Source organism: Providencia sp. PROV141, from assembly GCF_028481645.1.
Taxonomy (GTDB): domain Bacteria; phylum Pseudomonadota; class Gammaproteobacteria; order Enterobacterales; family Enterobacteriaceae; genus Providencia; species Providencia rettgeri.
This window is the reverse complement of the sequence record NZ_JAMPPR010000008.1, coordinates 412,747-427,044: the sequence shown is the minus strand read 5'-3', so window position 1 is coordinate 427,044 and position 14,298 is coordinate 412,747. Positions and strand designations below refer to the sequence as shown.

Genomic DNA, 14,298 nt, shown 5'->3' with positions numbered 1-14,298 from the left:
TAATTTATGCCCACCCTTTTTCATGAAACTGCTTTAATATCACAACAAATTGCTGCATTTCTTCGGGGGTTCCTAGTGTGAGTCTATTCCAGCCAATGGCTGGTGGGAATTCACGGCCAACCATAACATGAGCTTCAGCCATACGTTGTTGATAGGTTTTTACGTCACCTTTAACTTTATGGAAAATAAAATTAGCCTGAGATGGGGCATATTCTAACCCAATCTCATTTAATGCTTTTTCTACGATTTTTCTCGAAATATTGTTAGATTTTAGGCTGTATTCAATAAATGATTTATCCTTTAGAGACGCGATTGCAGCGACTGCTCCTGCTGTATTGGTATTATCAATAGATAAAAATTCGTCTACAGCAGCAATAATTTCGGGAGCCGCAACACCATAGCCAACTCTTAAACCTGCTAAGGCGAAAATTTTTGAGAAAGTACGTGTGACAATCAGGTTACTTTGGCCTTTTTTGACTAATTCAATAGCACTCGTAAAATTCGGGTCTTCAACAAATTCGGCGTAAGCTTCATCAACGATAAAAAATGTGTTGTCAGACTCTTTACCCATCCATTTAACCAACTGGCTATAAGGCGTGATCATTGCTGTCGGATTATTCGGGTTACAAATATAGACCATTGATAAACCGTCAAAATCATTAGCCGCTTTTTCCATTCCTTCTAAATCAAATGATAAATCAGTTTTTAAAGGAATTTTCGTTATCGTAATACCCAATGGCAGAGAATAAAGTTCTGCATAATTGAACGTTGGGTCAGGAGTGACTAGTTGAATTTTTTTACCGAGTTTGTTTGCTTTATTTGCCAACATAGCGACAGCAGCTTGAATCGTTTCAGATGATCCATTACCCATGCTAATGTGCTTATTAGATAAACTGTAGCGCTCACCGATATTATGCTGTAATTCAGCGCGAGCGTCATCCGGATAACGAAATGCATTAGGTAACGCTTTGATAATGGCCTCTTTTGCACTCGGTGACATCCCTAATGAATTTTCATTAAAATTCAGCAAGAGAGGTTGTTTTTCACTTGGTATATTTATGTTGTTTGTTTGCGCAATGGCTTGATTAAAAAGCGAGTTAAGTGCAATTCCACCTGCAACTACTGATGTGGATTTAAGAAACGAACGGCGATCCATAGTTATTCCCTGAAATTATTATCTTTGAAAGTATTAGATTACTCAAAATAGTCTTAAAGTAAATAATTATTTACTTTTTATGATTACTTATTCATTTGATTGGCTTGTGAACTATTGCAAATTTATCTATGGTAAATATGAAAAGAAACATGCCAAGGTAGCAAAGTAAGGGAGAGCAATTATATGGGGGGTATAACCATTGAAGTGATATAAACAAAAAAGGGTAGTGTTATTCTACCCTTGGTAAAAATTATTGGCCTTGTACAGGGGGATTAGGTGTAATTTCTACAACCGCAACTTTAACCATATATTGTTTACCATTTTCTCCTTTAGGAGCATCCGCAGCAATTTTTTTCAGTGTTTCATCTGGTTGAGTAGTTTGAATTGATGTTGAATACTGCATCATACCACGGTGACGATTTGCATAATTAGAGTGGCGGTAATTATCGCAAGGCCTATCATTATATTGCTGTTGGTTTTGGTACCCTCCGCGGTGCCATGAACCATTGCCATCTCCTGGGTAAGCGAATGTTGAAAAGCTAACCGCGATTAAACTTGCACTGAGAATTAATGGCTTTAATATATTCATGTTATATCTCCTTTAGATATTTATTAATTATTATTCTGCCATTTGAATTAATTAATTCAATTGTATTTACTTATCTAAATGAATAAACCATAATTCAGTCATGTTTCTTCCATTATTTTCTCATAATGAAAATTATTTGTTAAACAAATGAATTTTACGTTAAATTGATATTTTTTAGTTAGTTTTATTTTGTTGGGTTTCATGGAAGAATTTGGCTAATTTGCTAATTGATACAATTGATGCGACAGCTATATCTTTATTATAATCCTCACATAAGGCTAATAGTCTATCGATAGCATCTTCTTGCTCAATAGAACAAATATAATCGCCTAATGCATTTATTGCCGCTATTTTAACATCATTGTTGGTTCCATGAGTCAGGCTAACAAGGTTTTTAACGATTTTTTCTTTCATAAAAATATATTAAATCAGTGAAGTAGTATATAGGCCAGTATAAAACTAACTAACTAAATAAAAAATGTTTTTTTTATTAATGTTAATTTAATAGATATACATTGAATCAATAATAACAGGAAGGATATTGGTAATATTCTCAGTTTTTAAAAATTAATTATTATAAACTAGTGTCAACTGGTTAGGACAAACGTAAATGAGTAAGGCAAAAGCTCAAATTGTTTACTCAAATTGATATAATACACCTATACTAGGTTGAGTTGTCATAAAATAGAAAGGGTGATGCGTTGAAACGTATAAAAACAAAATTATTAATTGTATTGCTATTGGCTTTAGGCGTATTTGCATACCATTCTTATACCAGTATTGGTGACTCAGATGTTAAAAATGAAGCGCAAAGCATGGTGGAAAAGAAGCTAGGAAACGCATCAGCGATTGAGTTCAGTGATGTGGATATAGTACAAAAAAGTGAGTTTAAGGAAGGAGAAAGTTATCGGGTTTGTGGCTTATACCGCTTATCGACCCAAGATAGCTCGCTACCATTTGTTGCAAATGTCAGCATTAAAGAAGGGCGTTTCTCTGAGCATGGGCAATTGATTATTAGTGAAACACCTGAATTACAATTCTCGATTGAACAGTTGTGTATTAAAAAACCAACCAATTAATAAAAAAACGCTCAAATTTTAGTTTGAGCGTTTTTTCTTTTCTAAAAAATTAAATCATTAAGATTTATTCAAAAGCAGTTCAGTTTGAATTTTACAAGCTGAAATAGAGTCATTTAGTGATTTATTGAAGTCGGCTTCATTAGCAAACTTAGATTTATTGCTACGTACGGCGTCAATCGCTGATGTTAGATTTTCGCGTAGGTCTGACTCTACAGTGGCTAATTGCTTGAGGTCGACATTTTCACTTTTCAATTTAGCAATAGTTGATTGGGTTAATTCACTGCTAGTTTTGTCAGTGCTGTATGCTTCACTTAGTGCTTGACCAGTGATCTCACAATAATCTTTGGCTATTTCACTAATATTTAATGGGGCATTATCAGCCATAACAAGGGCTGGAGCCAGGCAAAAAGCCAGTAACAAACGCTTCATAGTCATACCTCTATTTTGCACACAATGAATAATAACTCTATCTGGTACTAGAAAAATACTATAGCAGATTAGGCCTAAAATGGGGGATGACGAGTAGGTTTTTAGCATGATTTCATAAAAAAGAGCCAGTATAAATACTGGCCGCTATAATTAGCAAAAGCAATGTAAATGAAAATTACGTTATATACATTATCATATAGCGGTGTAAGGTAAAGCGATTTTAACTTGTTTTGGTGAAAGTTAAGGTTAAGTATGATCTTGATCAGAGTTTGAACCCATATTAGAGGCGTGTTATCGAAATATGGGCGAAATAAAAAATAACCAGCTAGAGGTCAGGTAGACTCATAGCTGGTTTTGTTCATGTAACCTAACAGGGAGATTACTGTTTTAACCAATGGCCATGTTTTAAGACATCTTCGACAAGTTCATGTAAGACAATATGTGCTTCGTTATCATCATGAAAGCCTTTAGTTTGAAAGGTTGTTGGGCCATTATCATGAGTAATCAAAAGATAGCTGCCAGGGTAGACTTCTAAAACACGTGCTTTTAGCTCAGCAATGAAGGACTCATATGATTTTTCAGGGAGCTGAGAAAGTGGGTCATCAGATAACTTGATATTAATTTCCATACGTTAACCTCTTGTCTATAAAATTTAATTAGGCTCAGTTTATTGTTAAGTGAAAGTATAAGCAACTATCTAATTACGATGGTTGTGCGGTGACGGTTTTTTTGATTATAAATTAACCTCATTCATTGATTAGATATTCCAAATAATAAATAAATTAAACAAAAGAAATATTATAAATATTTTTGTTAAGAAATAAGCTAATTAAGAATGAAACGATGAAATGAATAATGTTTTTTTATTTATTCAAGTAACTTGCTGGTTAAAATAAATACTGAAAATCAATCATTTGATTAATTTCTTACTTAATCATAAAGAATTTTTTCTTGGTTAGGTTTTTCAAGGTGTTATATGTGTTTATTTGGGAGTGTCTAACTTGTTTTAATTAAAGCACAATGTAGTTAACGATTGATGAAACGGAAATTAATTTACATTAAAGAGAAAAAAATATAATTTCTGATAATCATATTAAGATGATTGAGCTTTTGTAAGCTAAACTCCTTTTTCTGTGGGTATGTTTTAAATGTGAGGGGTTGATTTTCGATTAATACATTATTAATCGTTCTAATAAAAAAGGAGTGTAATTTGATAGAATTTATAAACTCATTAACTAATATTATTTGGGGTTCGTTACTTATTTATTTATTACTGGGGGCAGGCCTGTATTTTACGCTTCGATCAGGGTTTATTCAAATTAGGCATTTTGGCCATATGTTTAGTGTCTTAAAAAACAGTAAACAATCGGATAGCGCAGGTATTTCCTCTTTTCAGGCACTATGTACAAGTTTAGCCGCTAGAGTCGGTACAGGAAACTTAACCGGGGTCGCAATTGCACTAACAGCTGGCGGACCCGGTGCTATTTTTTGGATGTGGGTCGTAGCTATACTCGGAATGGCAACATCTTTTATTGAATGTACTTTAGCACAGTTATATAAAACCAAAGATGATAAAGGAAATTATCGTGGTGGGCCTTCATATTATATGCAAAAAGGCTTAAACCAACGTTGGATGGGGGTGTTGTTTTCAATATTCCTGATTATTGCCTTTGGTTTAGTATTTAATGCAGTACAAGCTAATTCTATTGCTCAAGCAACCGCAGTCGCCTTTGATTTCAATCCAATTTATGTTGGCATTGGCTTAGTTTTATTAAGCGGAGTTATTATTTTTGGTGGATTGAAATCCATTGCGAGGGTTGCTGAATTAGTTGTTCCTGTCATGGCGTTAGCCTATTTGTTATTGGCATTTTGGGTTGTTGGGCACCATATTGAACGATTACCTGAAGTTTTTATGCTGATAATCCGAAATGCATTTGGTTTGCAAGAGGCAGCGGGGGGGGCTGTTGGCTATGGTGTTGCTCAGGCTATGACACAAGGTATTCAGAGAGGGCTATTCTCTAACGAAGCCGGGATGGGGTCAGCACCAAATGCAGCGGCATCCGCAGCACCTTATCCACCTCATCCTGCATCTCAAGGATATGTGCAGATGCTTGGTGTTTTTATGGATACTATTGTTATTTGTAGTGCGACCGCAATTATTATTTTGTCATCTGGTGTTCTAGAAAGTGGGATGGATAACATTAATGGCATTGAATTGACACAACTTGCGCTATCTTCTGCCGTTGGTAGCTGGGGAAGCACCTTTATTGCGATTGCTATCTTCTTTTTTGCGTTTACATCAATCATTGCTAACTATGCATACGCTGAAAGCAATATGATTTTTCTAGAAAATAATCATACAGCGGGTTTATTTATTTTCCGTTTAGCTGCATTAGGTATGGTGATGTTTGGTGCACTTGCTGAAATGCCATTTATTTGGAAACTTGCTGATTTATCCATGGGGTTAATGGCAATAACAAATCTAATCGCGATCCTTTTATTATCGGGTATCGCTTTCAAACTCGCTAAAGATTATAACCAGCAATTGGTTGCAGGTAAAATACCGACTTTTGATATTAATCAGCACCCTGAATTAAAGAAACAGTTTGAGGAGGGGATATGGGAAAAAGAAGAAGTCGATAAGTGGGTTGAGAAAGAAACATCTCGCTAATATAAAAAACGTAAAGCATAAAATTCTTAGGTGAAAGCCTGAGAATTTTTTTATGCAATATTATCAAGGTTTAATAAGAATAAACGCTTGTTTTATAATTCTTTGAGCTATAAGGTTTTTTAAGGTGATGAAATAAATGTATTATCACAGTATATATCCTATTTCTAATTTAAATAGCCGAGAGAGTTATGAAATTGAATCAGTACGCCGCAACGCTGTATGGAGTTATTTCAATCTTGTTGTGGAGCACAATGGTTGGGCTGATCCGCAGTGTAAGTGAAAATTTTGGGCCTGTCGGTGGTGCAGCATTAGTTTATACAGTCGGTTCCCTTGTGTTAGTACTTGCCATGGGGGTGCCTAAAATAACGAAGTATCCCAAACGCTATTTACTCTGGGGAACGGTACTGTTTGTTAGTTATGAAATCTGTTTTGTATTGGCGTTAGGCTTAGCCAATAGCCGGCAGCAAGCTATTGAACTTGGTATGGTGAATTATTTGTGGCCAAGTTTTACTATCGCACTGGCGGTATTTTTTAACCGTCAACGTTTCACTTTATTGTTGGGATTAGGGTTAGTTTTAGCATTTATGGGGTTGATCTGGGTAATTTCAGGAAATCAGCCATTGTCGGTGCAAACGATTTGGGAAAATATTCAAAGCAATCCACTGTGTTATTTTTTAGCCTTTATTGGGGCTATTGTTTGGTCGTTTTACAGCAATGTCACTAAGCGTATTTCTGGAGGTCACAATGGTATGGTACTATTCTTTATCATGACCTCTATTGGGTTATGGATTCTGTATTTTTTCAGTACCCCAACACCGTTTATTATCAATAAAGAAAGCCTGTTATTATTACTGGTTGCCTCAATTGCGACTGGCGGAGCGAATGCATTATGGACATTTGCGGTTATCAAGGGCAATGTGGCTTTTTTAGGGACACTTTCTTATTTTACCCCAGTTATATCAACTGCATTCGCGTCTATGTTATTAAGCACGGCATTAACGTTAAGTTTTTGGCAAGGTGTGTTAATGGTGACAATGGGGTCGGTGATTTGCTTTTTAGCGACGAGGCAAAAACCAATAAGTGGTTAAAAGGTGCAGCGCGTCCAGATAAGCGCTGCAACAGAAATTAGACTAAAGTGAATTTTTGCGGACTTATACATTAATAAATTTATTAATGGCGACAGCAATGCCATCTTCATCATTAGTTGTGGTCACAAATTTAACCATTTGGCGAATTGGCTCTAAAGCATTGCCCATTGCGACAGAAACACTGGCGTATTGTAGCATTTGGATATCATTATTTTGGTCACCAATACTCATGACTTTGTCAGGTGTAATACCCAGTTTTTCACAGATACATTGCAATGCCGCGCCTTTACTTGAGGTTTTATTTGACACCTCTAGGAAATACGGGCTTGTTCGGGTTAAAGCGTAATTATCGAAGACATTCTCTGGAAGATAACTGATACCAATATCTAATTTCTCTGGATGGTCAATCATCATAAATTTAGTAAATTCCAAAGAAGAGTCCATTTCATTAACGGGGCAATAGATTAGTGGAGTGTGAGTTAAATAAGCATCTGCAACTGTATAGTGACTAATATGGCGGTTTGCCGTGAACATGCTGTTATCCGCAAGAGCATGCATGTGAACCCCGACATTTCTAGCTAGTTCTTCAAAATATTGGAAGTCAGCGAAATCTAACAAATTCTCTGCCAGATGACTTCCATCATTGGCTTGGTGAATGACACTACCATTATTGCTAATACAATAGTTATCTGCGGTATTTAAATCTAATTCCCGTAGGTAAGGGGAGATCCCCGAAAATGGCCTACCTGAGGCTAAGACAATATGTACACCTTTTTGTTTGGCTTGAGTGATAGCCTCTTTTACTGCGGGAGATATTTGGTGTTGGGAGTTAAGTAATGTGCCATCTAAATCAATGGCGACCAGTTTGATTGACATCCAATGCCTCCTAAAATGCGTGCTTTCTGCCAATACCTTACTCCAATTATTCAGAATGTAAATTATACGAATAGTTATAATTTTACTCACAATAGAATAATGGGTGTTTGATATGAAATTGAACAGAATACAAAGCAGGAACTCTGTTCAATAGTCGAAGCTTGAAATGACAATGTTTTATAGCATTAGCATGTGAATCAATAGATTAATGCGGCTAAAATATTCTCACTCATAATTATGAATTAAATGAAGCGGTTGCTTCACATCTAATTGAATTTGGTCATTCTGTCTAAAATCAAATGGCGTAATGCCATATTCTTTACGGAACATATAGGTAAAGTGGGATTGTGACCCAAAACCAAAATCCAGAGCGATATCGAAAATAGACTGGCTGCTATTGCGCAGTAAGTTAACCGCACCCGCAAGACGGCGTTGGCGGATATATTTACCCAGTGAAATCCCTGTGACTTCTTTAAAGATTTTTTGCATATGCCAAAGTGAATAGCCTGAATAAGCCGCGAGCTCTTCTAAGTGGATCACGCGCCCTAAGTGTTCTTCTATCCATTTACTCAAAGCATAAACAAGTGCTAAGTGGTTATCTTGTGGCATCTCAAATGTTTTCTAGTTTTACGGTAGCAGAAGTATACACAACTTCATTTCATGATGACAAAGGCTGCTTGTGCGGTATTTCCCATTTTTAGGGTAAAAAAAGCACAATCAGAATAAGTTAATGACCAATAGCGCCTAAAATGAGCGGAATTTTTGTAAAAAGAGGTCAATTGCATATTTTCCTCAAATTTGATGCTCTAAATTAGAGTACCATTTGTTCTATAAACGCATTACGTGCAATGCCATAAATGATATCTATCATAAAATGGCAGTACCTTAATATTGTAATCATTTGAAAAATAAAATCATCATAGAAATATGAAGGAATTGTCGGTGTTTGGTCGTAAATTAATTATTGCTGTAAGTGCTGTCTTAGCGTGTCTTTTTTTCTATCTCTTAGCGATGGACAACCTGTGTGATCAGGGGGGAGAAAACTTTATTTTTGGTATTTGTCGTGTAACTGACTTGTTACCATTTTGAATTTGCTTTTTAATGCACAATCCATGATATTGAGTTGGGGTAACTATCCTGCGGTATCATTTTGTTATGTGATGAAAAAAAATAACTAATAGCACCTGCTTTTGGGCCGTAAAATATGGTAAAAACAGCGCCAGAAGAATGTAGTGTTAATAAGAAAATTCAAATAAACTTGTGTCATTATCATTATTTTGGACGATAAAAAGCAAGTAAGAGGACGAAAGGGTAAAGTTATGGCGCAACAGCAACAGACGCTAAAGCGGGGATTAAAAAACAGGCATATCCAATTGATTGCTTTGGGAGGCGCTGTTGGTACAGGGTTATTCCTCGGAATAGCAACAACCATACAAATGGCAGGGCCATCGGTTTTACTTGGTTACGCACTGTGTGGGTTTATTGCTTTTCTTATTATGCGCCAGTTGGGAGAAATGATTGTTCAGGAACCTGTCGCGGGTTCGTTTAGTCATTTTGCATTTAAGTATTGGGGTGGCTTTGCAGGTTTTCTCTCAGGGTGGAACTACTGGGTCATGTTTATCCTTGTTGGGATGACAGAACTAACCGCCGCAGGTAAATATATGCAACATTGGTGGCCTGAACTCCCGATATGGGTTTCTGCCGCGGTGTTTTTTATTGCTGTGAATGCGGTTAACTTGGTCAATGTGCGCTCTTATGGGGAAACTGAGTTCTGGTTTGCATTAATCAAAGTCATTGCAGTCGTTGCTATGATTATTTTTGGTTGCTACTTACTGCTCAGCGGTCATGGCGGCCCACAAGCGAAAGTCAGTAACTTATGGGAATATGGTGGTTTCTTTGCTAATGGCTTTAATGGGCTAATAATGGCTTTGGCAATTATTATGTTTTCATTTGGGGGCTTAGAGCTTGTCGGTATTACCGCTGCAGAGGCCGAAGACCCAGATAAAAGCATTCCAAAAGCAATAAACCAAGTGGTATATCGCATCTTGATTTTTTATATTGGCTCGTTAGCGGTATTACTCGCGTTATATCCTTGGGTTGATCTTGATGGCAAAACAAGCCCATTCGTCTTGATTTTCCATGAATTAGGCGATTTACTGGTTGCTAATTCATTGAATGTGGTTATTTTAATTGCTGCGTTGTCTGTGTATAACAGTGGGGCTTATGCAACAAGCCGTATGTTGTTTGGTTTAGCACAACAAAGTAATGCACCTAAATTTCTTGCGAAAGTGAATAAAGGTGGCGTCCCCGTCATGGCATTATTCATTTCAGGTATTGCGACTTCTGGTGGAATTTTAATTAACTTTGTGATGGAAGGTAAAGCTTTCGAATTGTTAATGTCATTGGTCGTGACAACCTTGGTTCTGAACTGGATTATGATTTGTGTTTCAAATTTGAAGTTCAGAGCAGCAATGAACAAACAAGGTGTTGAAACGAAATTTAAAAGCATTTGGTATCCATTTGGAAACTATCTGTGCTTAGCATTTTTACTGTTGATTTTAGGGATCATCCTGACAATGGACGGCTTGCGCATTTCGGTATTAATTATGCCATTATGGATAGCAGTTCTATGGGTTGGGTATCAATTCTCAGGGGCTAAAAAGCAAGACTTAGCCAAAAGCCAACAATTAAGCTAGATTTGGTTTTTTTCTTATAATAAAAAGACCGGTGGGAATACCCGACCGGTCTTTTTATACTGCGATGAAGTCGTTAGGTCACCACTGCCAACGTAGCCAAGCAAATAATACGTTACCGTTATTATAAGTTCCTGGAATATAAGTGGCTTGCAGCGAAAGCTTGTCATATTCCACTGATACTAGCGGGAGCGGTGCTGGGATTGGAATGTAGTACATATCCCTACGGGCAGTGACACTTAGAGTGAAGCCTGCTCCCATACGAAAACCATCAATGTCCCCTGGGATCCACATTTTTTGGAATGCATAACCACCAATTGGTTCCCAATCATTATGTGAATCTTTAAATGCCATTGCATAGATAGCATGCCAGTCATTGTCTTCATCATAACGATATTTACCAAGGCCAAAACCCCAAGGTCGCTCGTTATACTCATCCGTTTTTTTCTTGTCGTACATTGCACGGTTGTGCCAAGTCACCGCTGGAACATATAACTCATATTTGTCAGAGTCCCATGTGGTACTGACATTATTTTTAAATTTATCCCATAAATTTGCCGGTTGCTCTTGCGCAACGGCAGGCGATGATATGCAGATTGAGGCGCTCATGAGTAGCGAAGCACCTACGGCCAACTGTATGTTTTTATAAACTCTCATTGTAAATCCAGTTCTGTATCGCAGATATAAAAATGATGATTAGCTCGCTAATGATTATCAGATTAGCATTATTATTATAATTTTGAGCTCAATTATTTTAATTAAGATGTACAGAATATAACAGTATTAATTACATAGTTAAGGATAATAACTAGCTGGTCATATTAGAACTGTTTAATTTTGCCTATTTTTAAGGGGGATAACTGACAGTAAAAAGGGATATTAGCTGATCAAATTGGCTATTGAATAGGTTAATTCTCCTAAAAAACCAATAATTGACAAAATACTCCATTTTTAATTAGATAATGTGATTACTTGATGAAAATAAATGAGCTGAATTGAGTTAGTAAAGATAAGAAAAACCAATGTATCACTCATTCTAGATGTGGCTAACTTTCTGTAATAAAGAGGTATTTCGTATTATTTAGGTGATAACGACTAGTAATGTTGATAGAGCAGACATTTATGAAAAATAGCGTGCAAACAAATCCAAAAAGTATGACGCACGTCAAATAATGACTTGTCTCAATGGGATGAAATGGAGGATATAGGCGGCGGTTATAAGTTGCTGCATGTCAACACGGCTAGGAGCTAGTTCTTGAAAGTTTACGGCATATACATTGCTGTAAGCAACGTTAGCTTCTAACTAAAAAAGGAACATCACCATGATGAAACGTCAAGAACCACTGACTGAATACCAAGCTAAATGCTTGGCTATCGCCACAGATAAAATATTATCACCAAAACAAAAAGCCAATTTTTTAGCGGTAGAGGCGGATAGCCACATTCCCTATCTTGCGATGAGCCAACCCCTCGCAGAGGCGTTAAGTGAACGTGTTATTTGTGATATGTATGAAGGAAATGCACCGTATAGGCCACGCTATGTGTTGCCTGATTATGTAAAATACCTCAACCAAGGTTCAGCATACCTAGAATTAGCTCCTGCTGAGGACTTTGATGATGCGCTTAATCATCTGATGATTTTATATCATCACGTTCCATCGGTAACCAATTTCCCTGTATTTTTAGGGTACTTAGATAAAGTACTCATGCCATATGTAGGGGAATTGACAGAAGAACAATTGTATCCAAAATTAAAAAGATTTTGGATACAATTAGACCGAACTCTACCTGATGCCTTTATGCATGCCAATATTGGGCCGGATGACAACGTGATTTGCCGTTTGATTTTACGTATCGATGCGGAATTGAAGCAAGTCGCACCTAACCTGACATTTGTTTATCACCCACAGCGCACACCTGAATCACTTTTCTTACAAGCGATTGAAAATATTTGTGAATGCAGCAAACCGCATATTGCGAATGATATCATTCATCGTGCTGCATTTGATGAACAAGGTTACGGCATTGTCAGCTGTTATAATGCATTGCCTGTTGCAGGCGGAGGAAGCACTTTAGTTCGTATTAATTTGCGCGAGGTTGCATTACGCAGTCAAAATTCAGCTGATTTTTTAAATGTGCAATTGAAAAAGTATTGTGAGTTACAAATGGAACTCATTGAAACACGTAGCGCATTTTTATTTGAGGAATCAAACTTCTTCCAAACCAGTTTTCTTGTCCAAGAAGGATTAATAGAGCCAGAACGCTTTGCCCCGATGTTTGGTATTTATGGTTTAGCTGAAGCCGTGAATATCCTTATGGAAAAAGATGGAGCGAAAGGTGCGTATCAAGCAAATTCACCTGCCTTGCCACTGTCTTATCAAATCAGTGAACAGTTGGCAGACTTTGTCGAAACCACACCTGTTAAATATGGTTATAAAAACCGAGCCATGCTCCATGCCCAATCTGGGATCAGTTCGGATATAGGGACTACACCGGGGGCTCGCATTCCATACGGTGAAGAGCCCGATCCTGTTTCGCATATCCAAGCCGTAGCGCCTCATCACAAACACTATTTGTCTGGGATCAGTGACATTTTAACCATCGATGAAACGATTAAACAAAACCCGCAAGCATTAATGCAATTGTGCAAAGGGGCATTTAGCTGTGGAATGCGTGAGTTTACTGCAAACGTGGCGAGTAATGATTTAGTCCGTGTTACTGGCTACATGGTACGTTTGTCGGATATCGAAAAATACAAAGAACAAGGTTCTAGAAGTAACACTACCTGGTTAGGAGAGGAAGCGACTAAGAACTGTAAAATTACAGCCCGTCAGCAACGAGTAATTAGTCATGAGCAATCGATGCGCTACGCTGAATAAGGTTATTCCTTTTTCCTGTGTAGATGGCCCTGGTAATCGGCACGTTATTTTTTTGCAAGGTTGCAATTTACGGTGTTTGAATTGCCATAATCCATATACCATGTCGCTTTGTGACCATTGTGGGGACTGTGTTTTAACCTGTCCTCACAATGGGTTATCGTTTGTGGATGGTAAGGTTATCTGGGATAGCGATGCCTGCCAGCTTTGCGATACCTGTTTGCAAACGTGCACTAAAAATTCAAGTCCGATGACGGTGCCATTAAGTGTTAATGACGCCATTAATGACTTGAAAAAAAATGTTGTTTTCCTGAATGGCGTAACCATTAGTGGTGGGGAAGCAACAACACAATTACCTTTTATTATTGAATTATTTAAAGCAATTAAGGCCACACCGGAGCTCAAGCATTTAACCTGCTTTATTGACAGTAATGGACATCTGGCTTCTGCGGGCTGGAATAAAGTGATTGAGTATACGGATGGCGTGATGATTGACCTAAAATCATGGAGTGATGAGTGTGCTTTAAGGCTAACAGGAAAAGATAACCAGCGTGTTTTTCAATCGATTCAATATTTGGCGCAAGCAGAGAAATTGTATGAATTGCGCTTATTGTATATTCCTCAGCAAACAGATTACCTAGAACATATTGATGAACTTGCTGATTTTCTAAATCAACTTCCTACGAGCACACGGATAAAGATTAACGCCTTTCAACAGCATGGCGTAAAAAATGAAGCAGCTAACTGGCCTGCGGCAACCCAAATAGAAGTGGAGGCATTCGCTCAACTATTACAGCAGCGAGGTGTTGATAATATTCATTTGCCTAATGTGTACTTATAA

At 37.3% G+C, this 14,298-nt stretch carries 15 protein-coding genes; 7 read left to right on the top strand and 8 right to left on the bottom strand.

Annotated elements, in window-relative coordinates:
- Nucleotides 1-4: 4 nt before the first annotated feature.
- The 3 genes from PSF09_RS08330 to PSF09_RS08320 all read right to left on the bottom strand — a co-directional run bounded on the left by PSF09_RS08330 (nucleotide 5) and on the right by PSF09_RS08320 (nucleotide 2,159).
- Nucleotides 5-1,156 (bottom strand): pyridoxal phosphate-dependent aminotransferase, encoded by a 1,152-nt coding sequence (locus PSF09_RS08330; RefSeq protein ID WP_272683754.1) that lies wholly within the window; start codon nucleotides 1,154-1,156, stop codon nucleotides 5-7.
- Between the two features lie 250 nt (nucleotides 1,157-1,406).
- Complete coding sequence (locus PSF09_RS08325) at nucleotides 1,407-1,745, bottom strand: hypothetical protein (protein ID WP_210839812.1); 339 nt, start codon at nucleotides 1,743-1,745, stop codon at nucleotides 1,407-1,409.
- Nucleotides 1,746-1,919: 174 nt separating this feature from the next.
- Complete coding sequence (locus tag PSF09_RS08320) at nucleotides 1,920-2,159, bottom strand: HEAT repeat domain-containing protein (RefSeq protein WP_004911467.1); 240 nt, start codon at nucleotides 2,157-2,159, stop codon at nucleotides 1,920-1,922.
- A 287-nt stretch (nucleotides 2,160-2,446) separates the two neighbouring features.
- Between PSF09_RS08320 and PSF09_RS08315 the strand changes: the two genes are divergently transcribed.
- On the top strand, nucleotides 2,447-2,824 hold the full coding sequence (locus PSF09_RS08315; RefSeq protein WP_210840507.1) for a hypothetical protein: 378 nt from the start codon (nucleotides 2,447-2,449) through the stop codon (nucleotides 2,822-2,824).
- 57 nt (nucleotides 2,825-2,881) lie between these two features.
- Here PSF09_RS08315 and PSF09_RS08310 read toward each other — a convergent pair whose 3' ends face one another.
- Complete coding sequence (locus PSF09_RS08310; protein ID WP_109912418.1) at nucleotides 2,882-3,253, bottom strand: hypothetical protein; 372 nt, start codon at nucleotides 3,251-3,253, stop codon at nucleotides 2,882-2,884.
- 379 nt (nucleotides 3,254-3,632) lie between these two features.
- Nucleotides 3,633-3,881 carry a DinI-like family protein gene (locus PSF09_RS08305; RefSeq protein WP_004253462.1) on the bottom strand — a complete coding sequence of 83 codons (249 nt, stop codon included), beginning with the start codon at nucleotides 3,879-3,881 and terminating at the stop codon, nucleotides 3,633-3,635.
- 582 nt (nucleotides 3,882-4,463) lie between these two features.
- Here PSF09_RS08305 and PSF09_RS08300 point away from each other — a divergent pair.
- Both PSF09_RS08300 and yddG read left to right on the top strand, forming a co-directional pair.
- Nucleotides 4,464-5,924 (top strand): alanine/glycine:cation symporter family protein, encoded by a 1,461-nt coding sequence (locus PSF09_RS08300; RefSeq protein WP_210836343.1) that lies wholly within the window; start codon nucleotides 4,464-4,466, stop codon nucleotides 5,922-5,924.
- Nucleotides 5,925-6,112: 188 nt separating this feature from the next.
- Nucleotides 6,113-7,012 (top strand): aromatic amino acid DMT transporter YddG, encoded by a 900-nt coding sequence (gene yddG / locus PSF09_RS08295; protein WP_210836340.1) that lies wholly within the window; start codon nucleotides 6,113-6,115, stop codon nucleotides 7,010-7,012.
- Between the two features lie 63 nt (nucleotides 7,013-7,075).
- Here yddG and yidA read toward each other — a convergent pair whose 3' ends face one another.
- Both yidA and PSF09_RS08285 read right to left on the bottom strand, forming a co-directional pair.
- On the bottom strand, nucleotides 7,076-7,888 hold the full coding sequence (gene yidA, locus PSF09_RS08290) for a sugar-phosphatase (protein WP_272683753.1): 813 nt from the start codon (nucleotides 7,886-7,888) through the stop codon (nucleotides 7,076-7,078).
- 225 nt (nucleotides 7,889-8,113) lie between these two features.
- Entirely contained in the window at nucleotides 8,114-8,497 is a 384-nt protein-coding gene (locus tag PSF09_RS08285) for a helix-turn-helix domain-containing protein (RefSeq protein ID WP_004911441.1), read from the bottom strand.
- 333 nt (nucleotides 8,498-8,830) lie between these two features.
- Between PSF09_RS08285 and mgrB the strand changes: the two genes are divergently transcribed.
- Nucleotides 8,831-8,977 carry a PhoP/PhoQ regulator MgrB gene (gene mgrB, locus PSF09_RS08280; protein WP_004911439.1) on the top strand — a complete coding sequence of 49 codons (147 nt, stop codon included), beginning with the start codon at nucleotides 8,831-8,833 and terminating at the stop codon, nucleotides 8,975-8,977.
- A 230-nt stretch (nucleotides 8,978-9,207) separates the two neighbouring features.
- Nucleotides 9,208-10,584, top strand: coding sequence for an amino acid permease (locus PSF09_RS08275; protein ID WP_272664736.1), 1,377 nt, complete (start codon nucleotides 9,208-9,210; stop codon nucleotides 10,582-10,584).
- Nucleotides 10,585-10,662: 78 nt separating this feature from the next.
- Here the strand turns inward: PSF09_RS08275 and pagP are convergent, their stop codons facing one another.
- A complete protein-coding gene (pagP, locus tag PSF09_RS08270) occupies nucleotides 10,663-11,238 on the bottom strand; it encodes a lipid IV(A) palmitoyltransferase PagP (RefSeq protein WP_272683752.1) in 576 nt (191 codons plus the stop codon).
- 665 nt (nucleotides 11,239-11,903) lie between these two features.
- On the opposite strand from pagP, the gene PSF09_RS08265 reads away from it, so the two are divergent.
- Nucleotides 11,904-13,460 carry a YjjI family glycine radical enzyme gene (locus PSF09_RS08265; protein ID WP_272683751.1) on the top strand — a complete coding sequence of 519 codons (1,557 nt, stop codon included), beginning with the start codon at nucleotides 11,904-11,906 and terminating at the stop codon, nucleotides 13,458-13,460.
- Nucleotides 13,432-14,298: a YjjW family glycine radical enzyme activase gene (locus PSF09_RS08260; RefSeq protein WP_272683750.1), complete on the top strand. Its 867-nt coding sequence runs from the start codon at nucleotides 13,432-13,434 to the stop codon at nucleotides 14,296-14,298. The genes PSF09_RS08265 and PSF09_RS08260 overlap by 29 nt, the downstream gene beginning before the upstream one ends.